General features: G+C 58.8%; 23 protein-coding genes. 11 read left to right on the plus strand and 12 right to left on the minus strand.

Annotated features, from left to right (window positions below; all coding sequences use genetic code 11):
* Positions 1–120 precede the first annotated feature (120 nt).
* Positions 121–1,992 carry an LTA synthase family protein gene (locus tag A6U86_RS06385; RefSeq protein WP_244509844.1) on the plus strand — a complete coding sequence of 624 codons (1,872 nt, stop codon included), beginning with the start codon at positions 121–123 and terminating at the stop codon, positions 1,990–1,992.
* Between the two features lie 94 nt (positions 1,993–2,086).
* Here the strand turns inward: A6U86_RS06385 and A6U86_RS06390 are convergent, their stop codons facing one another.
* Complete coding sequence (locus tag A6U86_RS06390) at positions 2,087–2,782, minus strand: alpha/beta hydrolase (protein WP_068387397.1); 696 nt, start codon at positions 2,780–2,782, stop codon at positions 2,087–2,089.
* Positions 2,783–3,080: 298 nt separating this feature from the next.
* Between A6U86_RS06390 and A6U86_RS06395 the strand changes: the two genes are divergently transcribed.
* From A6U86_RS06395 to A6U86_RS06405, 3 genes are all read left to right on the plus strand, one after another.
* Positions 3,081–3,617: a DUF1003 domain-containing protein gene (locus A6U86_RS06395; protein WP_068387399.1), complete on the plus strand. Its 537-nt coding sequence runs from the start codon at positions 3,081–3,083 to the stop codon at positions 3,615–3,617.
* A gap of 85 nt (positions 3,618–3,702) precedes the next feature.
* Positions 3,703–3,966, plus strand: coding sequence for a CopG family ribbon-helix-helix protein (locus tag A6U86_RS06400; protein WP_068388021.1), 264 nt, complete (start codon positions 3,703–3,705; stop codon positions 3,964–3,966).
* The gene (locus tag A6U86_RS06405; RefSeq protein ID WP_068387403.1) at positions 3,963–4,292 is read left to right on the plus strand and encodes a type II toxin-antitoxin system RelE/ParE family toxin; all 330 of its coding nucleotides are present in this window, start codon (positions 3,963–3,965) and stop codon (positions 4,290–4,292) included. Before A6U86_RS06400 ends, A6U86_RS06405 begins: the two co-directional genes overlap by 4 nt.
* Positions 4,293–4,322: 30 nt before the next feature.
* Here the strand turns inward: A6U86_RS06405 and A6U86_RS06410 are convergent, their stop codons facing one another.
* From A6U86_RS06410 to rpiA, 5 genes are all read right to left on the minus strand, one after another.
* Positions 4,323–4,748 (minus strand): GFA family protein, encoded by a 426-nt coding sequence (locus A6U86_RS06410; protein ID WP_068387406.1) that lies wholly within the window; start codon positions 4,746–4,748, stop codon positions 4,323–4,325.
* A 157-nt stretch (positions 4,749–4,905) separates the two neighbouring features.
* Positions 4,906–6,279: a class II 3-deoxy-7-phosphoheptulonate synthase gene (locus tag A6U86_RS06415; RefSeq protein WP_068387408.1), complete on the minus strand. Its 1,374-nt coding sequence runs from the start codon at positions 6,277–6,279 to the stop codon at positions 4,906–4,908.
* A gap of 153 nt (positions 6,280–6,432) precedes the next feature.
* Positions 6,433–7,818 carry a glutathione-disulfide reductase gene (gor, locus tag A6U86_RS06420; RefSeq protein WP_068387410.1) on the minus strand — a complete coding sequence of 462 codons (1,386 nt, stop codon included), beginning with the start codon at positions 7,816–7,818 and terminating at the stop codon, positions 6,433–6,435.
* Between the two features lie 183 nt (positions 7,819–8,001).
* Positions 8,002–8,556, minus strand: coding sequence for a DUF2059 domain-containing protein (locus A6U86_RS06425; RefSeq protein WP_068387413.1), 555 nt, complete (start codon positions 8,554–8,556; stop codon positions 8,002–8,004).
* Positions 8,557–8,569: 13 nt separating this feature from the next.
* Positions 8,570–9,271, minus strand: a complete 702-nt coding sequence (gene rpiA / locus A6U86_RS06430) for a ribose-5-phosphate isomerase RpiA (RefSeq protein ID WP_068387414.1) — start codon at positions 9,269–9,271, stop codon at positions 8,570–8,572.
* 197 nt (positions 9,272–9,468) lie between these two features.
* On the opposite strand from rpiA, the gene A6U86_RS06435 reads away from it, so the two are divergent.
* Positions 9,469–10,143: an HAD family hydrolase gene (locus A6U86_RS06435; RefSeq protein WP_068387415.1), complete on the plus strand. Its 675-nt coding sequence runs from the start codon at positions 9,469–9,471 to the stop codon at positions 10,141–10,143.
* A gap of 175 nt (positions 10,144–10,318) precedes the next feature.
* Entirely contained in the window at positions 10,319–11,488 is a 1,170-nt protein-coding gene (locus A6U86_RS06440; protein WP_158008734.1) for a TIGR02281 family clan AA aspartic protease, read from the plus strand.
* Positions 11,489–11,585: 97 nt separating this feature from the next.
* Here the strand turns inward: A6U86_RS06440 and A6U86_RS06445 are convergent, their stop codons facing one another.
* Positions 11,586–13,487: a murein L,D-transpeptidase gene (locus A6U86_RS06445; protein ID WP_068387421.1), complete on the minus strand. Its 1,902-nt coding sequence runs from the start codon at positions 13,485–13,487 to the stop codon at positions 11,586–11,588.
* Positions 13,488–13,892: 405 nt separating this feature from the next.
* Here A6U86_RS06445 and fumC point away from each other — a divergent pair, with 405 nt between their 5' ends.
* Positions 13,893–15,284, plus strand: a complete 1,392-nt coding sequence (fumC, locus tag A6U86_RS06450; RefSeq protein WP_068387424.1) for a class II fumarate hydratase — start codon at positions 13,893–13,895, stop codon at positions 15,282–15,284.
* Between the two features lie 62 nt (positions 15,285–15,346).
* On the opposite strand, the gene A6U86_RS06455 is transcribed toward fumC, so the two are convergent.
* Positions 15,347–15,589 (minus strand): hypothetical protein, encoded by a 243-nt coding sequence (locus A6U86_RS06455; RefSeq protein WP_068387426.1) that lies wholly within the window; start codon positions 15,587–15,589, stop codon positions 15,347–15,349.
* A 238-nt stretch (positions 15,590–15,827) separates the two neighbouring features.
* Between A6U86_RS06455 and A6U86_RS06460 the strand changes: the two genes are divergently transcribed.
* Together A6U86_RS06460 and A6U86_RS06465 are read left to right on the plus strand one after the other, a co-directional pair.
* Positions 15,828–17,435, plus strand: a complete 1,608-nt coding sequence (locus A6U86_RS06460) for a fumarate hydratase (protein ID WP_068387429.1) — start codon at positions 15,828–15,830, stop codon at positions 17,433–17,435.
* A 193-nt stretch (positions 17,436–17,628) separates the two neighbouring features.
* Complete coding sequence (locus A6U86_RS06465) at positions 17,629–18,696, plus strand: GGDEF domain-containing protein (RefSeq protein WP_068387433.1); 1,068 nt, start codon at positions 17,629–17,631, stop codon at positions 18,694–18,696.
* Positions 18,697–18,768: 72 nt separating this feature from the next.
* Here A6U86_RS06465 and A6U86_RS06470 read toward each other — a convergent pair whose 3' ends face one another.
* Positions 18,769–19,377, minus strand: a complete 609-nt coding sequence (locus A6U86_RS06470) for a pyridoxamine 5'-phosphate oxidase family protein (protein ID WP_068387436.1) — start codon at positions 19,375–19,377, stop codon at positions 18,769–18,771.
* A gap of 58 nt (positions 19,378–19,435) precedes the next feature.
* Positions 19,436–20,401 carry an alpha/beta hydrolase gene (locus tag A6U86_RS06475; protein ID WP_068387439.1) on the minus strand — a complete coding sequence of 322 codons (966 nt, stop codon included), beginning with the start codon at positions 20,399–20,401 and terminating at the stop codon, positions 19,436–19,438.
* A gap of 45 nt (positions 20,402–20,446) precedes the next feature.
* On the opposite strand from A6U86_RS06475, the gene A6U86_RS06480 reads away from it, so the two are divergent.
* Positions 20,447–20,932, plus strand: a complete 486-nt coding sequence (locus tag A6U86_RS06480; protein WP_068387442.1) for a MarR family winged helix-turn-helix transcriptional regulator — start codon at positions 20,447–20,449, stop codon at positions 20,930–20,932.
* On the opposite strand, the gene A6U86_RS06485 is transcribed toward A6U86_RS06480, so the two are convergent.
* Together A6U86_RS06485 and A6U86_RS06490 are read right to left on the minus strand one after the other, a co-directional pair.
* Complete coding sequence (locus tag A6U86_RS06485) at positions 20,926–22,125, minus strand: low temperature requirement protein A (RefSeq protein WP_068387444.1); 1,200 nt, start codon at positions 22,123–22,125, stop codon at positions 20,926–20,928. The genes A6U86_RS06480 and A6U86_RS06485 overlap by 7 nt on opposite strands.
* 34 nt (positions 22,126–22,159) lie before the next feature.
* Positions 22,160–22,534 carry a gamma-butyrobetaine hydroxylase-like domain-containing protein gene (locus A6U86_RS06490; RefSeq protein WP_068388023.1) on the minus strand — a complete coding sequence of 125 codons (375 nt, stop codon included), beginning with the start codon at positions 22,532–22,534 and terminating at the stop codon, positions 22,160–22,162.
* A gap of 134 nt (positions 22,535–22,668) precedes the next feature.
* Between A6U86_RS06490 and moaA the strand changes: the two genes are divergently transcribed.
* Positions 22,669–23,718, plus strand: a complete 1,050-nt coding sequence (moaA, locus tag A6U86_RS06495; protein ID WP_068387446.1) for a GTP 3',8-cyclase MoaA — start codon at positions 22,669–22,671, stop codon at positions 23,716–23,718.
* Positions 23,719–23,735: the final 17 nt, after the last annotated feature.

A 23,735-nucleotide genomic window follows, 5' to 3' on the forward strand; every position in this document is an offset into this window, starting at 1 on the left:
ATCCGGCATTCATGACAGAAGCATGACAATTATGTGAACATTCCCTAGCATTCGGAGAAACCCTTGGTCGATCTGGTCATTGGTTCCGCCTTGGCGGGCAGGCTCGCTTTTTTCCAGAAGATCGGCGCGGCAAGACAGCAATCAAATGTCCTGCGCCAGATTCTGAGCCTTGGCCTCACCATAGTGCTGGCGCTATCGCTGGTCGTCGGCGTCGAATGGATCGCGCGCGGCGAATTCTCGACTGTACTCCCGTATCTGTTTTCTCTATCCCGCCCCGGCTTCACCACCATCGGCATTGTCATGCTGGTGATGCTTGTGGCGGACGCGATCTTCGGCCGGGCCCATCTGTCCGTCCTGATCGTCGCGCCTCTGCTGCTGGTCCCCGCCTTCATTTCCAGCCAGAAGCAAAACTATCTTTCCGATCCGCTTTACCCGTCCGATTTCCTGTTTGCACGGCAGATCATGGAACTACTGCCGGTCATGGTGCGCGATCGTCCGTGGACCGCGGCAGCGCTCGTCATTGGTCTTGTCGCGGCGCTGGCAGCGCTTGCTTTTCTGTGGCGCCACGCCTGGCGGCATGCTGCTACCTTGTCCCGAAAGGCACGGGTAGTCCGGCTGTCGGTCTGTCTGCCACTGGCTGCGGTCTTCATCTCGCAGATGGACCCGACGCAATATTCCTTAATCCGCGAGAAGCTGCGCATCATCCCGATCGTCTGGGATCAGAAGGAAAATTACACCTATAACGGCTTCGTCATCGCCTTCTCGCTGAACCTGCCGATGGCAGACGTCAAATCCCCGGCGGGTTACGGGCCGGACGCGATCGATGCAATACCGGCGCGAAACTATGGCTATCTCTCCGGCCCTCGCCAGAAGCCTGATGTTATCATGCTGATGAGCGAATCCCTTTGGGATCCAACGCGACTTTCCAATGTCGGCTTCACGCCCGACCCGATGCCGACGATCCGTGCCCGGCAATCAGGAAATGTCTTTTCGCCTGAGTTCGGCGGCATGACGGCCAATGTGGAATTCGAGGCGCTGACCGGCTTTTCCAATGCCTTCCTGCCCTATGGCAGCATCCCCTATCAGCAATATGTCCGCCGCCCCATGCCCTCGCTCGCGACTTTCTTCCGGGCAGAAGGCTACGCTGCCCGCGCGCTCCATCCGTTCAGCGGCTGGTTCTGGAACCGCAACGAAGTCTATAGGGCTTTCGGCTTCGAGGAATTCCACACCGAGGAAACACTGCCGGCAATGGAAAAGCGCGGCATGTTCGCTTCCGATGACTCCCTGCTGAAGGAGATCATGCGCGAGGGCGATGGGGCCGAAAAGCCGTTCTTCTTTTTCGCTGTCACCCTTCAGGGACATGGTCCCTATGAAGCCAATCGCTACGCCCGGAACACGGTGAATATCGCCGGCAATCTGAATGACGATGACCGGGAAACGCTTGCCACCTATGCACAGGGCGTTCGCGAAGCCGATGACAGTTTGAAGATGCTGATGGATTGGGCTGAAAAGCGCGACCGCGAAACCATCATTGTCCTCTGGGGCGATCATCTGCCGCCGCTCGGCAGCGTCTATCCGAACACCGGCTACATGCCGCAGCAGGTCGCCACCCGCAAGGCGCCGCTCGACATCATGAAGCAGGAGCATGAAACACCGCTGGTCATCTGGTCGAGCAAGAAGGGCGTGCGCAAGGATATCGGCACCATCAGCCCGTCGCAGCTCCCCTATCAGGTACTGAAAACAGCCGGATATGAGCATCCGTTCTACACCGGCTTCCTCGGCCGCGTGCAGAAGAAATACGACATCGTCGACCGCTATCAGCTCGCGACACGCGACAACCAGACATTCCCCGATTGGTCGCGCAAGGAGGGGGATATCGATCCGATGATACGGGACTACCGCTATCTGCAGCATGATGCAATGTTCGGACGGGAGTATGGCTTGGAACGCTTCTTCCCGTCACATAGTTCACTGATTACAGAGGGCAGCTAGCGGATCGAGCTAAAATTCCAGCGGCTCGATGCGAACATGTGGCGTGCCTGAAGCGCAGGCGCAGCCGGCAACTCCAGACACGTTCATCGACCCACTAGCTGGCGGTCGCGACGGCAGCCTCGTCAATCAAGGCAACGACTTCCACCGGCTTGGAAGCAAGTGACGCATGGCCGGCGTCCAGCGTGATAATTTTCCTTGCGCCCAGCCGCTCGGCCATCCACCGCTCGTTTTCAGGGGAAATCATCCGATCCTGGCTGGAGATCTGGTACCAGGATGGCTTCTTCTTCCATGCTGGCGCGGTGATCGTGTTTCCAAAAGTGCTGGCAAGCGGCGCCTTCTGCGTCACCGCCATCACCAGCGCCTCGTCCGCACTCAGATCCTGGCAAAAACTCTCGTGGAATTTATCCTGTTTTACCCAGAGATAACCGTCACTGTCGGGGGCTAGGTTTGCCGCGGCCACCGGCGGGCGGTTTGCCGTTATGCCGCCGGGGCTCTCGCCAGCATCGGGAGCAAAGGCCGCAATATAGACAAGGCCGACCACATTCGGCTGGTCGCCGGCTTCGGTGATCACGGCGCCACCATAGGAGTGGCCGACCAGCAATACCGGTCCATCCTGCTGCGCGATCATCTTGCGGGTACGTTCGGCATCATCGGCAAGCGAGGTCAGCGGATTTTCGACCGCATGGAGAGATTGATAGCCCTTCGCCGCCAGCCCGACGATGACCTTGCTCCAGTGAGCTGCGCCACCCCAGAAGCCATGCACCAAGATAATTGTCGGTTTATTCGGCATGATCCGTATCTCCCAATCATTTAGATGTTGTGGTTGGACGAAGGGTCTAAAGGCCGGCGTTCCGGGGAACGGCCCCGCAGGCTGCGTGTCGAATGACCTTAGCACAGGCATCCTAGGGACGGTAGTTGACGGTGCTGTGACGCATAAACCGCAGGTTCTATCCGGCTCGCCGCCGCTATCTGCAAGGCAGGGCCAAGGCTGGATTCACCCGATCAAAGCACCGGCTTTTTGCGTTGCATTTTCATTGGCCAGTCGAATACTTGACATCGAATAGCGACCAAGCCCCCGGAGTGTCCCCATGCATAATTTGCCCAATTTCGTCCATCTGCATTTCGACAAGACAGCCGACGAACTCGGCGAGACGGAAAAGCGCGTGCTGAAGAAAGCGCACGAGCGCAAGATTGTTTCGACCGATATCAACGCGGCCTTCTCCGCAAATGCATCCTATGGCGAACGCCTCGCTGACGGCATCGCCCGCGTCGGTGGTTCCTGGTCGTTCATCGTCGGCTTCTTGTTGTTCCTGGTCTTCTGGTGCGTCGTCAATACCGTCATTCTCCTCACCCGCGCCTTCGACCCCTACCCTTTCATCTTCCTCAACCTCGTCCTCTCCATGCTCGCCGCCATCCAGGCTCCGATCATCATGATGTCGCAAAACCGCCAGACCGAGCGCGACCGCTTCGAGGCCGCCAAGGATTACGAGGTCAATCTCAAGGCCGAGCTTGAGGTCCTGTCATTGCACCAGAAGATAGATATGCAGGTGCTGGCGGAGCTTTCCGTGGTCAAAGAGGAAATCGCGAAGCTGAGCAGGCTGGTTGCGGAGAGAAACGGAGCCTGAGGCGTCCGTCCTCCTCGATAGCGCTCGGAAATTGACTTCTGAGTACGCTTTCTGTAATTTTGTAATACAGAAGGAGAAAAAGGTGATGAAAAATCAACAAGGACTTTCAGACCCGATCACCCTCCGGGTACCTACAGATATACTTGCAGAAATCGAGGAGATCGCACAAGTTTGCGAGCGAACGCGCAGTTGGGTCTTTGTGCGAGCGCTCAAATCCTATCTGGCGGCAGAAGGGCGCGAAGTGTTGGAGATCGCAAAGGCTCGGCGGGAAATGGCGAACGGCGAAGCCTATGATCTTGATGATGTGATCAACGAAGTCGCAAGCACGATCAAAGGGGCCGCTGCTTGAAAAGAATTCGTCTTTCGGCCGGCGCGAAAGCCTATATCAAGTCGGAAGCGCAATATCTGAAAGATAGAAGCCCAGCTGCGGCCCTCCGCTTCCTCGACGATCTGAACAGGCTCAAGACAAACCTGCTTCTTTTTCCTCAGATGGGTTTTTCAAGCAGCGAACTGCCAATCCCGGGCGTCTTGCGATTTGTCATGGGAGACTATCTCGTCGATTACGAAACAGCCGGTGACCTGATAGAGATCAGAGCCATTCGCCACGGCCACCAAAGACCACCGGTCCAGCCGATCGATGATGATTTCGACTACGAAGATGATAACTCCAGATAGCCCAAGACCAATTGGCGATATCAAGTTTTGTCAGTCCGAAGAGCCTGCAGTCGCCAATCCCGGCCGTCCCTGCCTGTATTGCGGCAACCCGTCGGTGATCTCGTAATAGTCACCCTTGTCGGCACAATAGATATGATAGGAAATCTCGACGCCGGTGGGCTGGTCGAAGAGCCCGGCCATGATCGAGATTTCCTCGGCACCGTCAGCCGCCCAAAACAATGCCGAGCCGCAGGTCTTGCAGAAACCGCGGCGGGCAAATGTGCTGGCGCGATACCAGGTGATCGCCTCTTCTCCCTCGATGACAAGGTTGGCGATCGGCACGTTGGTGGCTGCGTAATAGAGCCCGGTCTGCTTGCGGCATTGCGAGCAGTGGCAGGCCACGACCTCCCGCAGCTTACCGTGTGTCTTGAAGCGTACGCCGCCGCATAGGCAGGCTCCCGTGTGTTCATCGGTCATGATCGTTCCCCTTTTCAAGGAAACTTCCCGAGAACGGCATGCGGGTCAATCTCAAAGAAATGAAGCGCATCTTCAGCCGGATTGATCCGTCCGCCACAAATGGAAACGGGCCGGCTTTTCGCCGGCCCGTCTGGATAATTTGCAAAGCTGATTTCAATCAGCCGTGGGCGCGCAGACGCTTCTCGTCGCGGCCGCCCTTCATCCGCTCGGCAAGCAGGAAGGCAAGCTCGAGCGCCTGGTCGGCATTGAGGCGCGGGTCACAATGGGTGTGGTAGCGATCCTGCAAGTCCTCGGCGCCGACAGCGCGGGCGCCACCGGTGCACTCGGTCACGTCCTTGCCGGTCATCTCGATGTGGATGCCGCCCGGATGCGTGCCTTCCGCGCGATGGATCTGGAAGAAGCTTTCGACTTCCGACAGGATCCGTTCGAACGGACGGGTCTTGTAGTTGTTGAGCGTGATCGTGTTGCCGTGCATCGGATCGCACGACCAGACGACCTTGCGGCCCTCCTTCTCGACAGCGCGGATGAGGCGCGGCAGGTTGTCGGCAACCTTGTCGTGGCCGAAGCGGCAAATCAGCGTCAGCCGGCCGGCTTCGTTCTGCGGGTTCAGGATGTCGATCAGGTTGATGAGATCATCCGCCTGCAGCGAAGGACCGCACTTCAAACCGATCGGGTTCTTGATCCCGCGGAAATACTCGACATGCGCATGGTCGGCCTGGCGGGTACGGTCACCGATCCAGAGCATATGGCCCGAGGTCGCGTACCAATCGCCGGTCGTGGAGTCGACGCGGGTGAAGGCTTCTTCATAGCCCAGAAGCAGCGCCTCGTGGCTGGTGAAGAAATCGGTTTCGCGCAGGCTCGCATTGCTCTCGGCGGTGATGCCGATCGCGCGCATGAAATCCATGGTCTCGCCGATGCGATCGGCAAGCTTGCGGTAGCGCTCGCCCTGCGGGCTGTCCTTGACGAAGCCTAGCATCCACTTCTGGACGTTTTCGAGGTTGGCATAGCCACCCATGGCGAAGGCGCGCAGCAGGTTGAGCGTCGCGGCAGACTGGCGATAAGCCATCATCTGACGCTCCGGATTGGGGATGCGCGACTCTTCGTTGAAGTCGATGCCGTTGATGATATCGCCGCGATAGCTCGGCAGGGAGACACCATTCAGCGTCTCGATGTTCGAAGAGCGCGGCTTGGCGAACTGGCCGGCGATACGACCAACCTTCACCACCGGCAGCTGCGCACCAAACGTCAGCACGACAGCCATCTGAAGGAAGGCGCGGAAGAAGTCGCGAATGTTGTCCGCGCCGTGTTCCGCGAAGCTTTCAGCGCAATCGCCGCCCTGCAGCAGGAAACCGTTGCCTTCGGCGACATTGGCCAGATGCGCCTTCAGACGGCGGGCTTCGCCGGCAAAAACCAGCGGCGGATAGCTTGCGAGCTGTGCTTCGGTGTCTGCTAGCGCTGCTTTATCCGGAAAATCCGGCACCTGCTGGATCGGTTTCTGCCGCCAACTGCTGGGTGTCCAATTCTGTGCCATCTCACTCACCTGCTTGCGCGCCCGGTCTTTGCCGGGCGTCCCGTCGTCGTAAATAACGCGCGCTTATAAACCTTTGCCGCCCGCTTGCAAAGGCGGGCAAACTACTGTGCTGATCTTTTGTGGCGCGGGCGATAACTGCACCAAAGCGAGGTGTTACACGCGCTCGCCATTGCGGATGCGGTAGCTCGGCGAATACATCGTCACCAGTTCTTCCGACGCGGTGGGATGAACGGCCATGGTGCGATCGAAATCGTCCTTGGTGCAGCCGGCCTTCAGCGTAATGCCGAGCAGCTGCGCCATCTCGCCGGCATCATGGCCGAGAATATGAGCGCCGATCACCTTGCGGTCAGCAGTATTGACGATCAGCTTCATGATCATCTTTTCGGTACGTCCCGAAAGCGTCGCCTTCATCGGCCGGAACTGAGCACGATAGACTTCGAGTTCCGGATAGCGCTTGGCCGCATCTTCTTCGCTGAGGCCGACCGTACCGATCTCCGGCTGTGAGAACACGGCTGTCGGGATCAGTTCGTGATCCGGCCGCGTCGGATTGTTCTTGTAGACGGTCTCGATAAAGCACATGGCTTCATGGATCGCGACGGGCGTCAGCTGTACCCGGTCGGTGACGTCGCCAAGCGCATAGATATTCGGCACGGATGTGCGCGAATACTCGTCAACGACAACAGCGCCCTGCTCGTTGACCGCTACGCCGGCGGCTTCCAGGCCGAGGCTTTCCGTATTCGGCATACGGCCAAGCGCCAGCATAACGGTGTCAACCGTCAGGCTCTTGTCGTTCTTCGTCTGGACATGGAGCCTATTTTCCACCTTCTCCACGCTCTGGATGATGTCGTGGCAGAGAATGCGGATGCCTTTCTCCTCCATCGCCTCATGCAGACCCTTCCGCAGGTCCTGGTCGAACCGCGAGAGGATCTCGGCGCCGCGATAGATCAGCGTCGTCTCGACGCCGAGACCATGGAAGATATTCGCGAATTCGACGGCGATATAGCCGCCGCCGGCAATCAGGATCGACTTCGGCAATTCCTCAAGATGGAAAGCTTCGTTCGACGAGATGCAAAACTCATGACCGGGCAACGCCGTATGCAGGTTCGGCCTGCCGCCGGTGGCAATGACGATGGTTTCGGCCGTCACCGTCTGGCCGGTCTTCAGCAGCTTGACCGTATGGGCATCCACCAGTTCGGCGCGGGTGTCGAAGATCTCGGCCTTGGCGTTATCGAGCCCCTTGCGATAAAGGCCTTCCAGGCGAGCAATTTCCTTGTCTTTGGCCGCAATCAGCTTCTTCCAGTCGAAGCTGCTCTCGCCGACCGTCCAGCCGTAGCCGGCCGCGTCCTCGAAATGCTCGCTGTATTGCGAGGCATAGACGAACAGCTTTTTCGGTACGCAGCCGCGAATGACGCAGGTGCCGCCATAGCGATACTCCTCGGCGATCCCGACCTTCTTGCCGAGCGATGCGGCCACGCGCGCGCCGCGCACGCCGCCGGAGCCGCCGCCAATCACGAAAAGGTCGAAATCAAACGAAGGCATGGATGGCTCCTGTAAACGTCAAAACGCGCGCGAAGCGCCAATGGGGGTTGGCATTCATATAGGAAGTCGCGGCACAAAAAGAAAAGCCCGGAATGGTATCCGGGCTTTGAATTTGTAACTGCTTGCGGATCATTCCGAAAACGTGAAATTCCGCCTTGAGAACGACCTTGCGAAAAAGACAGCTTAAGGCTTCGCTGCAGGCTGTGCGGGCGCGCCTGCGTCCGGTGCGGCGACCGGCTGCTTCACGACCTTCTGCAAGGCGTCGTTGCTCTGGTTGGCGAGATCGCGCGAAATGCCCTGGCTCCAGATGTCAGCAGCCTTGTAGAGTTCGCGGGTTGCCAGCGGGCCGTCCTTCAGGAGCTTCTTGCCGGCTGCCGAATTGTAGAAATCGGCGATTGCCTTGAGTTCGTCGGCCGAAAAGGCCTTGGCATAGGTCACGGCGGCTTCACGTTCGAGATCGGCGCGGCGCGGTGCAAGAGCCAGTGCGGTGGCATCAACCGTGGAGTTGATCGCATCGCCGAAGTTCGGGTTGGCCTGGATCATCGTGCTCTTCAGCTGCTCGGCCAGATTCGGCAGGATGTTGTCGAACTGATTGGTGATGCCGAGTGCGTTGATGGCGGCGCGTGCAGCCTTGATCTGATCCTCGGAAACTTCCTGAGCGCTGACAGAGCCGAACGCAATGCCGGAAAGAAGAATGGTTGCAGCGGCAAAACGGCCAAGACCCGCAAATTTGATCATGAGATGAGTGCTCCTATGTATTGTTCGCCCGCAACGTACGCGCACCGCCGGGGCCGGCAATGATCGCTAATGTCGCCATATTGATAAAGAGCCCGTGTTCGACAACGCCGGGAATCGAATGCAGCTCAGTCGACAGCGCCTCTGCATCAGGAATGCGGCCGAAAGATGCATCAATGATAAAATGTCCACCATCGGTGACGAAGGTCTTGTCACCCGCGAGACGCAGATTGAGCGCGCCGGACAGGTTGAGACGCGACGCAGCCTTCTCGATGAGAATGCGTGTTGAAGCAAGGCCGAAGGGATTGACCTCGATCGGCAGCGGAAACGCGCCAAGCGTCTGAACGAGCTTGCTTTCGTCGGCAATCACGATCATGCGGGCCGACGAGGCCGCGACGATCTTTTCACGCAGCAGCGCGCCGCCTCCGCCCTTGATCAGGGTGAGCGCGCCGTCCAGTTCGTCGGCGCCGTCAATGGTGAGATCGAGTGCGGGAAGCTCGTCCAGCGACTTCAGCGGCACGCCAAGCTCGTTGCACAGCTTTGCTGTCCGCTCCGATGTCGGAACGCCTTCGATCGAGAGGCCGGATGCGACTTTCTCGGCAAGCAGCCGAACGAACTCCTCCGCCGTGCTGCCGGTGCCGATCCCGAGCCGCATGCCGCTCTCGACATAGGTCAGGGCCGCTCTTGCAGCCTCAATCTTCATCTGGCGGGCGTCCATGCGCCACCTGCTCCCATTGTTACGTTGGTCTGCTGTTTACACGGCTCTCCAGCCAAACGAAAGCCAAAATAACGGCACAAGATAGAAATCCCCGCGCCTCTTTGCCGAAGCTTGCAGGGCCTTCGGTTGCAATTGCGCGTGCGATCTTCTAACTCCGAAAGACGCTCTATTTCTTTCCATGCAAAGGCCTACTCCTCGTGACATCTCCCCTTGTCGTATTCGATCTCGATGGCACGCTGCTCGACACGCACGCAGATCTCATCGTTAGCCTGAACCACACCATCGCGGCGCTCATGCTGCCGCCGGTCACCTACGATGACATCACCCACCTCGTGGGCTACGGCGCGCAAGTGATGATCGAAAGGGCCTGCAGGCTGCATGGCTACACGCTGACGCCGGAAGAAGTGCCGGCTCTCATGCAGCGCTTCATCACGCATTATTCCGAGACCATGCCTGGCGTCACACAACCCTATCCCGGGCTCGTGGCCGCGCTCGGCATGCTGAAGAGCAAGGGCTACAAGCTCGCCGTCTGCACGAACAAGATGGAATCCCTCGCCCGCACGCTTCTCGATAAACTCGACCTCACGCATTATTTCGAAGCCATCACCGGCGGCGATACGTTCGCCGTGCGCAAGCCAAATGCCGAACACCTGATCGGCACCGTCGAACGCGCCGGAGGCGACATCGCCCGCACCATCATGATCGGCGACAGCGTCAACGATATTCTCGTTGCCCGGAACGCCGGCGTTCCCTCGATCGCCGTCCCCTTCGGCTATTCCGACGTCGGCATTGAAACGCTCGAGCCAAGCCGGATCATCTACCACTATGACGAACTCACCCCCGAGCTCGTCGAGGGAATGCTCGCCGCCTGAACCTTGAAAAATCCTTGTTAGTTCAGTCCGCAAGGTTGCAGACGGCCTTGCGATATACGCGCGACTGCGCCACAACTTTTAGACGTCTCGCGACCATCCCAACGAATAGCGGAATGGAAATATCCATCCGGAAGTGATGCCGAGGCAAAAGGTAGTCAGGCGTTGGAGTGGCCGCGTGCTTACAGCAGATCCAGAAGACCGTAACAGCGGTAGATTGCCGAGCCGCAGAGGGTGGCTTGCTCCGGTTGTCCGGACACTTATCATTTTCGCGGCTCTGTGCGCCGGCCTTTGGTTCTACGTCTATGGCGACCGCGTTGTCGGCTATGTCGAGCAGGCAACATACGCGGCGCCCGATGCCGCCTTGATGGCGGTGTACAAGCATTTCGACATTGATCCCCTGCCGAATGTGGTTGCCGGACGAGCAATCATGGCGGCCGATCTCGACATGCTCCGGCGCGAGCATTGCGATTGGAATGCGGTTTACAAATTTGCAGGCGAACTGCAGAAACAGGGTTACAGCCGAGAGGCAGCCAAGGTCTTCATTGCCTTCTCCAACAAATGCAAACCCTCCAACGTCGCCCTGAGCGCAGCTGCCAATATACTCGATAATCTCAGCGATTTCGATGAAGCGCTGAAGGTCTCGAATGACCTGATAATAATGTCGCCGGGAATGCCGGATTTCTATTTCCAGCGCGCTCAAATACGCGGGAATGCAAAGAAATACCGCGAAGCCATCGACGACTACTATTCGGTCATCGGCTTGACCGACAACATCGCAATGCTGAACAGCATGGTCTTCGAAGGCCTTTCGAACAGCTATCGAGATCTTGGAGAGTATTGCGAGGCAATCGGCCCGCTTCAGCTCTGGGTATCCACGAATCCCGATCGGAACGATACGGCAATCGTGCGCGGAATTATCAAGGAATATCAAACAAAAGGGAAGTGTACCTCGACCTATGCCACCGGCAGCGATCGATTTCCAACTCAAGGCAAGAACGTTATCCTTGCCAGGGTCTCGGTCAACGGCACGGAAGGTACGTTCATTGTGGACACCGGCGCGAGTTTCGTGGCTGTCAGTAAAGCTTTCGCCGCACGCGCGAAAATTCCAGTCGATGGGGGCAACGGAATCTCGCTGCAGACTGCCAACGGCGTTTCCCAGGCCATACACACCACCGCGGCAACGGTGAAGGTCGGTCACGTCGAAGCCAGTGACATCACAGCCGCTGTGCTCGAAGACGACGCGGCCCTGGGCAACGAGGTCGACGGTCTGCTCGGACGCTCGTTCCTGTCGCGCTTCGACGTTACCTTTGGTAGTCGCGAATGGCGTATTGAAGCGAAAAATTGAGGTAACGCAAGAAAACCGCCTCGAGGGCTAGACGCCTGAACGCAAAAGCAAAAGGGCGGCCAATCGGCCGCCCTCTGTTTTTCTGCCAGCTCGCAACTCAGATCTGAGCGGTACGCGACTTGGTGGTCGTATCCAGCGCCTTCTGCGTAGCAGCGTCGCGATCGTAGACGTCGTTGAAATACTGGATGACGCCATCCTTGTTCGGCCACGCGGTGAAGTAAGCGATGTAGATCGGGAACTTCTGCGGCACGGCGACAGCCTTGTTCTGGCCGGCGGCGATCTGCTTGGCGACGTCATCGACCGTTGTATTCAGAACGGCGGCAGCCATGGCACGCGGATCGGCCAGACGGACGCAGCCGTGGCTGAGGGCGCGCATGTCCTTCTTGAAGAAGCTCTTCTGCGGCGTGTCATGCATGTAGATCGCATGAGAGTTCGGGAAGAGGATCTTCAACTCGCCAAGAGCATTGTCGCTGCTCGGCGGCTGGCGCACGGCGATGTTCTTGGTCGAGCCATACCAGTCGACGCTGGACGATGCCACGGCCTGACCGCCGACCTCGACCTGATAGCCCATGCGGTCGAGATAGTTCGGATCGGCGCGCAGCTTCGGCAGCATCTCATTGATAATGATCGACTGCGGGACGCCCCAGAACGGATTGAACTCGACCGTCTGGATCTGGTTCTCGAAGAAAAAGGTCTGGTGCTGCTTGCCGCCGACGACGACGCGCATCGACAGCTGTTCCTGGTTGTTATTGTAGTAATAGACCATGAAAGCCGGCTGGTTGATCAGCACGTAGCGCGGTCCAAGTTCAGGCGGCAGCCAGCGCAGCTGCTCCATGGCGATAACAAGCTTCTGGATCTTGGTGTCGTTGTTCTCGCCGACCATGGCGCGAACCGAAGACGGGCCGATGACGCCATCCGACGTCAGGCCCTTTTCCTTCTGGAAGTCTTCGACCAGGGAAACGAGGTCCGGCGTGTAATCGGGCGTGCCGAGATAGGACGCGAGAACGTCGGCATGCGCCGTCTTCAGCGCATCAGATCCACGATGCTGGATTGCCTTGACGATATTGGCCATTTCCGGCGAGCTGCTGCCCGGCTTCAGAATGCCGGGCAGGGAAACGGTGATGGCGCTGCCATCGGCACTGGATTCGGCGCGCAGCTTGGCAAGCTCGGCCTTGAGCAGCGTGAACTGCTGGTTGGACGGGCTGCGGCTGTTGAGATAGGCGGCAACATCGGGGCTTGCGCGCAGCACGTCGAGCATGGCTGTCAGGTTGACATCCTTGCGCTTGAAGTCGTGGTAGCCGGAGATCTTGTTCGGGTCGAGACGGCCACGGACCGTATCCTGGACGAACATCAGCACCTTGGTGGAAAGCGCCAGTTCGAACTGCATCAGCGCGCGATCGCGCAACACAGGATCGACATCCGCCGCATCGGCGGCCGGAGGCGTTACGGCGTAGTCTGCGGGGTTGAGACCGACGGAGCCGGCGTCGGCAAGAACGCCCAGGGCGGCCTTTGCCTTCTCGCTGACGGCATGATCGGCGACCCAGAGAAGCGGCTTGCTCTGATCCGCATAGTAAGACTCGACGGCCTTGGCGACGTCATTGGTCGCCATAACCCGCGCGTCGGATAGGTAACGGCGCTGCGAGCCTTCGGTATCGATTGCAGTGGGCGTGGGCGATGCATCCGCGACGGCGCCGGTTACCACCGGATCGGCGAAATGCGAAGTCGACACGAGACGCATCGAGTCCGCCTTGTACGTATAATATTTCGGCGCATCGACCTTCGGCAGCGGCAGCTTTGCCTGCCCGGGCTGACCAGGATCGATCATCGTCTGCGCCGGATTGACGGGGACCGGAGCCGATACCTGAGTGCTCTGCTGACGCCCCTGCCCACCACGGATAAAATCCATGAGGGTCATGGCGCTCGCCGACGTCGCGCCGACTGCGGAAAGGCAACAGGAAAGAGCCAGGACGGATGATGTGGCTTTGGCTGCAAGTTTCATTCTCTAATCAGTCCCTGTATCGTGCGATAACTTCGAGCCAGACGGCGCTGTTTCAACTGGGCCGCGATGTCTCAGACATCGTATACCCTTTACTATGAAAACAGCGAGACCCGCCTTTCGTTCAGTGTCTCAACTTCACGTTACGAAGCGAAGACGTGCTCCGTGATTCAATTCACACAAAATTATGAAATTATTGGTTAATCTTTTATTGAAATTTCCCGAGCTTTTTAAGCGCCGGAAAATTCATCTTCGAGAATATATGAGCGGCGTGTCAAAAAGGGCACGCCTCAGGGCGGATTCAAAACATGACTTTTATAATCATGAAAATCCGCTTTGCTGTTTTCATGGGCGCCATTCGGGCCTATATGGCTGCTAGCTATTTCCATAGAAGGCAGGATCAGGAACATGACTTCCACCCGCACCGAAACCGATACCTTCGGCCCGATCGAAGTTGCCAGCGACCGCTATTGGGGCGCACAGGCGCAGCGTTCGCTCGGCAATTTCAAGATCGGCTGGGAAAAGCAGCCGCTGTCGGTCATACGCGCCCTCGGCATCGTCAAGCAGGCAGCCGCACGCGCCAATGCCGAGCTTGGGCAGCTGGACCCGGCGCTCGGCAAGACGATCGAGGCAGCGGCGCAGGAAGTCATCGACGGCAAGCTCAACGACCATTTTCCGCTGGTGGTTTGGCAGACCGGCTCGGGCACGCAATCAAACATGAATGCCAATGAAGTGATCTCGAACCGCGCGATCGAAATGCTCGGCGGCGTCATGGGCTCAAAGAAGCCGGTTCATCCGAATGATCACGTCAACATGAGCCAGTCGTCGAACGACACCTATCCGACGGCCATGCACATCGCCTGCGCCGAGCAGATCGTCCACCATCTGCTTCCGTCGCTGCGGCATCTGCACGCGGCCCTGGAAAAGAAGGTCGCGGATTTCGCCCATATCATCAAGATCGGCCGCACCCATACGCAGGATGCAACGCCGTTGACGCTGGGCCAGGAGTTTTCGGGCTATGCGGCTCAGGTCGCCTCTTCCATCAAGCGCATCGAGCTGACGCTGCCGGGCCTTTGCGAACTCGCCCAGGGCGGCACCGCGGTCGGCACCGGCCTCAATGCGCCGATCGGCTTTGCTGAGAAGGTTGCCGACGAGATCGCCAAGATTACAGGCCTGCCCTTCGTCACCGCGCCCAACAAGTTCGAAGCGCTGGCTGCGCACGATTCGATGGTCTTCAGCCATGGCGCCATCAATGCCGCGGCGGCCGCGCTCTTCAAGATCGCCAATGACATCCGCTTGCTCGGTTCGGGCCCGCGCTCCGGCCTCGGCGAACTGGCCCTGCCGGAAAACGAACCGGGCTCGTCGATCATGCCGGGCAAGGTCAACCCGACCCAATGCGAGGCGATGACGCAGGTTTGCATCCATATCTTCGGTAACAATGCCGCGCTGACCTTCGCCGACAGCCAGGGCCACTTCGAGCTCAACGTCTACAATCCGATGATGGCCTACAATTTCCTGCAGTCGGTGCAGCTGCTCGGAGACGCCGCCGTCTCCTTCACCGACAATTGCCTCGTCGGCATCGAGGCCCGCGAAGACAATATCAAGGCCGGCCTCGAACGCTCGCTGATGCTGGTGACCGCGCTCGCGCCGAAGATCGGCTACGACAACGCCGCCAAGATCGCCAAGACGGCCCACAAGAATGGCACGACGCTGAAGGAAGAAGCTCTCGCAAGCGGGCTGGTGTCTTCAGAAGAATATGACGCCATCGTCCGGCCGGAAACGATGATCGGCCCGAAGTAGGAATGCACGAACGCGGGCAGGCACTTCCGGATATTTGCGGGGTGCCTGCCTGATCGACGCCTCTAACGGGCGTCTACCGTGGCCGGCTTATGCACCCTGGGGGCAATTGCCCTTCTCTCTTGCTGCGGCGAAACCATGTCGCTCGCCGTGATCACGGTCACCGGATCGATGCTCGCCAGTATTTCCTTGTGAAAGGCGTGCTTCAGGTAACCGTCGTGGATAGCACCGAAAATGCCGATACCCGCTATAAGCGCCGCAACTGCCAGCGGCGAAATATTGTGATGCTGATTGTGGGAGATATCCATGATCTCAATCCCTCATTTCCAGGCTTGTCGGGCGCGTTTGCCCTGCCCTGTTGACTGGAATCTGCGCCTTTCCGATCGTTCTTAGAAGTCAGAACTTTCAGCACCGATTGTCTATGCCGCGTTGACAATCGACCTATTGAAATCCCGAGTTGATTTCAGCCGATTGCTTTTGAGACGAGCCGGATTTAGATCGTTTCCAAATATCTTCCTCCGCCATCCGGCTTGAAAGGTTTTCCAAATGGCTGACGATCTGTTTCCCCTCGGGGAAGACGCCACTCCCTACCGCAAGATTTCGAGCGATTATGTTTCCGTCGACACGTTCAAGGGTCAGGACATCCTGACTGTCGATCCGGAAGGCATCCGCCTGCTCGCCGAGACGGCTTTTGCCGATATCAATCACCTGCTGCGGCCCGGCCACCTGAAGCAATTGGCGTCCATCCTCGACGATCCCGAGGCGACCGACAACGATCGGTTCGTGGCCTATGATCTGCTGAAGAATGCCAATATCGCCGCCGGCGGCGTGCTCCCCATGTGCCAGGACACCGGCACGGCGATCATCATGGGCAAGAAGGGCCGCCGCGTCTGGACCGAAGGCGGCGACAGCAGTGCGCTGGCCAAGGGCGTGCTCGACGCCTACGAGAAGAAGAACCTGCGCTATTCACAGCTCGCACCGATCAAGATGTTCGAGGAAAAGAACACCAAGAACAACCTACCGGCGCAGATCGACATTTACGAGGAAGGCACCGACGCCTACGAGTTCCTCTTCGTCGCCAAGGGCGGCGGCTCGGCCAACAAGACCTTCCTCTATCAGGGCACTCCATCACTTCTGACGCATGACCGCATGCTGGATTTCCTGAAGGAGAAGATCCTGACGCTCGGCACGGCAGCCTGTCCCCCCTACCATCTGGCGATCGTCATCGGCGGAACCTCGGCCGAGATGAACCTGAAGACCGTCAAGCTCGCCTCGACGCGATATCTCGACTGTCTTCCCACGGAAGGCTCCGAAAGCGGGCATGCCTTCCGGGATATCGAAATGGAAAAGGAAATCCACAAGCTCACCCAGAGCCTCGGTGTCGGCGCACAGTTCGGCGGCAAGTATTTCTGCCACGACGTCCGCGTCATCCGCCTGCCCCGTCACGGCGCTTCGTTGCCGATCGGGCTTGGCGTTTCCTGTTCCGCCGACCGCCAGGCCAAGGGTAAGATCACCCGCGACGGCATCTTCATCGAGCAGCTCGAAACCGATCCGTCGAAATACATGCCCGAGATCGACGAGGCCAAGCTTTCCGAATCGATGGTTCGCATCGACCTCAACAGGCCGATGGCTGAAATCCTTGCCGAGCTGTCGCAGCATCCGGTCAAGACGCGCCTGTCCCTGACCGGCACGATCATCGTCGCCCGCGACCTGGCGCACGCAAAAATCCGTGAGCGCCTGGAAAAGGGCGAAGGCATGCCGGAATACCTGAAGAACCACCCGGTCTATTATGCCGGCCCGGCAAAGACGCCTGCGGGCTACGCCTCCGGCTCCTTCGGGCCGACGACAGCCGGCCGCATGGACAGCTATGTCGACCAGTTCCAGTCGTTCGGCGGCTCGATGATCATGCTCGCCAAGGGCAACCGCTCCCGCGCGGTGCGTGAAGCCTGCAAGACATATCGCGGCTTCTATCTCGGCTCGATCGGCGGCCCGGCCGCCCGCCTTGCGCAAGACTGCATTAAGAAGGTCGAGGTACTGGAATATCCCGAGCTCGGCATGGAAGCGGTCTGGAAGATCGAGGTGGAAGATTTCCCGGCCTTCATCGTCATCGACGACAAGGGGAATGACTTCTTCCAGGAGCTCAACCTGGGGTGACGACAGTTCCTTTGGCTGAATTTAAAGAAGGCGCCGGTGGCGCCTTCGTATGCAAAACATGCTTTAATTATAAAACTTTTGAGTAAAACTTTAGTGATCAATATCTATTCATAATCATCTTCTTAAGATTTTTCAAAGAATCTTGGTGTAACTAAAAAATGGGTTCAACCAATACATGTTACGGAGCTCACCGATGAGTACGGCGATTGCGCCAAAGGCGCAAATTCCCGACGTGGCAGGGCAGATCACCTACGCCATGCGATCCATGGGGATCGCACCTATTCCGCGCAATTACGAGCTTTTCTACGAGGCCTATATCGGTTCGAATCCTGCCCTGACCCGCGAACTGGCTGCCCTTGGCAACAGTGCGACGCAGGAGGAACTGGACACGATCGGCGCCAAGTATTTTCCACAGCATGCGGGCCGCGTTTTCGACGACGCCCACGCCCGGCTGACGGTTGAGCTGGACGGTGTCCTGCGCGCATTGAAGCAGGAGCAGACGACGCTCGAGAGCTACAATCGGCTTCTGGGCGAAACCTGCGAGCGCATGAGTTCCAGAAGCCATAACAGCGCCGAGCTGTTGCGCAACGCGATCGACATGCTGACTACGGCAACCGGCGACACGATGGCTCAGGGCGAAAAGATCGTCGAGAACGTGGTGCAACGTAGCCAGGAGATGGATCAGGTCCGCAAGGAACTGGATGAATACAAGCGCATCGCCAATACGGATGCGCTGACGCGGCTTTCCAACCGCCGCGCCTTCGAGGATCGCCTGATCTCCATTTTTGATAATCAGCTGACCCGCCCGACGACGGCGCTCGTGCTGGCCGATATCGATCATTTCAAAAGGATCAACGACACCTACGGCCACCCCGTCGGCGACAAGATCCTTGCCACCGTTGCCTCCATTATCCGCGCCAATGTCCGGCGCGAGGTCTTCGTCGCCCGTGTCGGCGGCGAAGAGTTCGCATTGATCATGGAAGGCGTCACGGCGGAGGAAGTCACAACGGTTTGCGAGCGCATCCGCCACTCCCTGGAGACCACGCCGTTCAAGAATTCGCGCACTCGGGTCGACTACGGTCCCGTTACCATTTCGCTGGGTGTGTGCATGGCATCGGAGACGGCGGATTCCGGCGAACTCTATAACAAGGCCGATCTTGCGCTCTATTGCGCCAAGAATGCCGGCCGCAACTGCTGGAACGTCTATCAGGAAAGCATGCAGAAAGACTTCACCAAAAGTTGGCTCATCTACAAGAACTAGAAGTGCAGCCAACCAACCGCCGGCGCTGCTTTCCCAGGCAGCCCGGCGGTTCTGCTTATCGAAGCGCCTAATCTACCAGAGAGTCTTGGCGGCTCGCGCCGGCCACTCCCGATCATAGGCTTCCTGATCGAAATCACCCTTCGCTGCCTTCAGCATCATACCTGGCGTAGGTAGGCTCACGGGATCGGCGAAACGCTCGGCATTCCAGAGTTCGGCCCGCATGACAGCGCGTGCACACTGGAAATACACCTCATCGATCGTGATCACGACAACGCAGCGCGGGTGCTTTCCATCCATCTCAAAACCATCAAGCAGGCTCGGCTCGATGGAGACCACCGCGCGACCGTTGAGCCGCATCGTCGTATTCGAGCCGGGAACCAGGAACATCAGCGCCACGCGCGGATCGCGCACGATGTTCTCAAGCGAGTCGACACGATTATTGCCCCGCCAATCCGGAAGATGCAGTGTCCGTTCATCCGCGACACGGACGACACCGCCAAGGTCACCGCGCGGTGAACAATCCAACCCCTCCGGCCCCACTGTTGCCAGTGCCATGAACGGCGAAGCTTCGATCATTCGTCGGTATAGCGGCGTAAGCACCGTCGTCACCTTGGTGATCGACGCCTCGCCGACATGACCGTAAAGCTCTCTCAATTCCTCGACTGAAGTAACGATGCGCATGCTGCCTCGCGTTCATTATGCGGCGCCCTGCCAAAAATCCGGCGCAGCACATGTCTCGTTACGAGGAGCGCCGAACCGGGGATCTATAGAAGGATAGCACCGTCCCATCGCCAGTTTCGAGCGGTTTTTCTGCAATGATAGCTTCCGCAAGAAAGCTATCGATCGCCTCGAATACCGGAGCGGCGCTGACGATGCGCCGATGACCGAAGCCGTTGGCCCAGACGAGGCGAACATGCGCTCCCTGCGCGGCATAGGCACGGGCATGATCGGCACTCACTTCCTTGTCGTCCTCGGCATGGATGACAAGAACCGGCCGGTCGGGATCGAGAATGCCGCGCCGCTCGTCATAGGCGGTAAGCGCCCTGCCCGTCACACGCCCGACCTCGGCCTCCAGCGCATGTTGCGTCTGCGGCTGAAGATGCATCAGGCGGCCGAAATCCTTGAACAGCCATCCCATGGCACTGGGCGCCCCGATCAGCACCAGCTTCTTCGTCTCGATAGGATCGATGCCCGGCAGAAAGCCCGCAGATGCAAGTGCCAGCGAGGCACCACCGAATGAATGGCCGATCGCGGCATCAAGGACACCGAAGCGCTCCGACGCTGCTGCTATAGCCGAAACCGCAAGGCGTATATTGAGGAAGCGGCCGGTGGAGCGGCCGTGTCCGGGAAGATCGAGCGAGATCACCTCAGCCCCGGTTCCGGCAAGAAAAGCCGTCAGCTCGGACATGTACTCGCTGCTGGAACCCCAGCCATGAACGACGAGGTAGCGCTTGCGCGGCCCCTTGGCGCCGCCGTTGAAGCGATAGGCCATGGCGCGTCCGCCGGGAAAGGGCAGCATGAACTGTTCTGCTACCGCAAGACGTTCCCGGCCCTCCATATAGGCGGCCGTGGCCTTGGCACTACGCGGCCGCCGCGACGGAGTGAGACAGAAAAGCCTGAAACCAGCCTTGCCGGCGAGCTTCGGCGAAAGCCTGCCGAGGCCGGAGAGGCTCGACCGGGTGACCTTGAGCGCAAAGGATGGCATAGTGGGAATCCAATAATGTTCAACTATGAACAATAAAGTACAACGATGAACAAAAATCAATCCCTTCCCTGGGACCACCCGCGTTTTCGAAGCTGGATCGCCGTGGCGCGCGCCTGCCAGCTGATGCAGCAATCGCTCGGACGCGCCCTGGCGCCTCTCGACATCAAGCCGCCGCATCTCGATATTCTCGTCAATCTCTTTCGTTTCGAAGGCATTTCCCAGCAGGAACTTGCCCGCAAGCTGCTGGTCGGCCGCTCCAACATGAGCATGCTGTTGCCGCAAATGGAGAGCCGCGGCTTGATCGAGCGCCGTGGCGACAAGCAGGACAAGCGCGTTCTTCGCCTCTATTTGACCGAGGCAGGCCGCCGCGTCACCGAGGAAGCCATGACCATCCAGACGGCGCTTATCGATCGCATGCTGTCACAGGCGCCCGTCGAGGAATGCGAACTCATGACCGTGCATATGGAGCGAATCGTCAGCCTGCTGATGCAGGACGAGAGCGAACCACTAGAGACGGTCGGCGATCAATGATCCCCGGCCGAACGCGCCGACGGGACAACCCGTGTCAGAGAAGCAAACTCCCAGATCGCCACGACGACGAGCACTGCCGCCGCGAGAATGCCAAGCTGGTAGACCACCACCATCGGCAAGGTAAGAAGCAGTAAGGCCAGTCCGATAAGGCCGACCGCATGCGACAGCGGCGGACGCCCGGTCGTTGCGCCCTTGAACCAGAGGTTTCCGATCAAAAACACGGCCGGACCGCCAAGAATGGCGGCAGCGGCATGGATATCGGCCCGGTCATGCGGGTGCGCAAACAGGAATTCGTCGCCGACGACACTCAGGATGATGCCGGCGAGGATAGGGATATGCGCATAGGTGAAGGCCTGCCGCGCCAGGCTGCCTGGGGTATCATCATGCTCGATGCGATGAGCCGCCCGCTCGTGCCCGAACTGGAAGTAGATCCACCACAGCGCAACGGTACCGACGAAAGCCGTGATGAACACCGCAATGATCAGGGGCGTAACCGGCTGTTCCGCAAAGGTCTTGCCTGCCTGCAGGACGGCTTCGCCAAGGCAGATGATGATGAACAAAGCGCAGCGTTCGGCAAGATGCGCACCCGACACATCCCAATCCGCCGTGGTCGACTTGCCGAGACCGGGAACACGAAATCCAAGCGCAGGCGCTGCATATTCGATGACCAGCGCCGCGAGCCAAAGCACCACCCGCATCTCGCCTTCGAGAAGCGCTCCGGTGATCCAGAAGATGCCCGAGAATACGAGCCAAGTCGTGATACGAAGGAAGTTGCGGTGATTGGCCGGGCTGACATCCCTGAGGGCATAGACCGTAAACAGCGAGCGGCCGACCTGCATGAAGACATAGGCGCCGGCAAAGAAAATCGCCTTCTCACCGAAGGCCTCCGGGATCGCCGCCGATAGAATAAGCCCGGCAAACATCAGCACGAACAGCATGATGCGCACCGGCATGCGATCCGGGTCCAGCCAATTCGTCACCCAGGCGGTAAAGACCCACACCCACCATACGGCAAAGATCAGCATGATCGTTTCAAGCCCACCCAAAAGCGTGAAGTGCTCGGCCAAGGTGTGGGCAAGCTGTGAAATCGAAAAGACGAATACCAGATCGAAAAACAGCTCGACGAAGGAGACCTTGCTCTCGTTCTTGCTGCCCTTGGCGCGAAGCCAGCTTTCCCTACCCCCAAGGATCATGCCTGCGCCCCTTCTCAGGTCGTTGATGCCAATATCAGTGAGACCTTCCGGCCGTATCGCGAGTGAGGCCCTTCTCTTTCAATTCGGCTTCATATGCCGCGAAAAGTTCGTGGCCCTTCTGGCCGAGTTCACGCAGATAGGTCCAGGTGAAAATGCCGGTATCGTGCATGTCGTCGAAGCCGATGCGCACGGCATAATTGCCTGTCGGCGTCATCGACATGATGCCGACATTGCGCTTGCCCGGCACGGTGACCTTCTGCCCCGGCCCATGGCCCTGAACCTCGGCGGAGGGTGACAAGACCCTCAGCATCTCGGCCGGCAGATCGAAACTCGTGCCGTCGTCAAAGCTCACCACCAGATGGCGGCGGTCCTTCGATACCTTCAGTTCTGTCGGCCAGACGTCGCTCATCAGCTTTTCCATGTCGTTCAATGCTCGTTTTGAGGATTATGCTGCCATTCGTTCACGCGCAAGTGCAATCAAAATGCATTTGCCTTGACGCAACAATCGCCTATGCACACATTAGCAGTGTAACGGAGGTTCGTGTGAACAGCATAGTCGGTACCATAGGCAACGCATCAGCGCTGCAGGCGGATGCGTCCCCCATGATCGACCCCTTCGGGAGAGCCGTCAGCTACCTGCGTGTTTCGGTCACCGACCGCTGCGATTTCCGCTGCACCTATTGCATGGCGGAACATATGACCTTCCTGCCGAAGAAGGATCTGCTGACGCTCGAAGAGCTCAACCGGCTCTGTTCCGCCTTCATCGCCAAGGGTGTCCGCAAGATCAGGCTCACCGGTGGCGAACCTCTGGTGCGCAAGAATATTATGTTTCTGGTCCGCGAACTCGGCAAGCGCGTGCAGGACGGCGCGCTCGACGAATTGACGCTGACGACGAACGGCTCGCAGCTCGCCCGCCATGCCGATGAGCTGTATGATTGCGGCGTGCGGCGCATCAACGTCTCGCTCGATACCCTCAACCCCGACAAATTCCGGGCGATTACCCGCTGGGGCGATTTCGCCAAGGTGATGGAAGGCATCGACGCCGCGCAAAGGGCTGGCCTGAAGATCAAGCTCAACGCCGTCGCCCTCAAGGATTTCAACGAAACGGAAATCCCCGAGCTGATGCGCTTTGCACACGGCAAAGGCATGGACCTCACCGTTATCGAAACGATGCCGATGGGCGAGATCGAAGAGGATCGCACCGATCAGTATCTGCCGCTCTCCAAGCTGCGCAGCGATCTCGAGCGCCAGTTCACGCTAAGCGATATTCCCTACAAGACCGGCGGCCCGGCCCGATACGTCAACGTGGCGGAAACCGGCGGCCGGCTCGGCTTCATCACGCCAATGACGCATAATTTCTGCGAGAGCTGCAATCGCGTACGCCTCACCTGCACCGGCACGCTTTACATGTGTCTCGGCCAGAACGACGCGGCCGATCTGCGCACGGCTCTGCGCGCGACCGAAGATGACGCTCTCCTTTACGCCGCGATCGACGAAGCCATCACCCGCAAGCCGAAAGGCCACGACTTCATTATCGATCGTACTCACAATCGCCCGGCTGTTGCGCGCCACATGAGCGTCACCGGCGGCTGATCAAGATCGAGACAATC

Origin of the sequence: Rhizobium sp. AC27/96, from assembly GCF_001692325.1 — a bacterium.
In the GTDB taxonomy this organism is placed as follows: Bacteria; Pseudomonadota; Alphaproteobacteria; order Rhizobiales; family Rhizobiaceae; genus Rhizobium.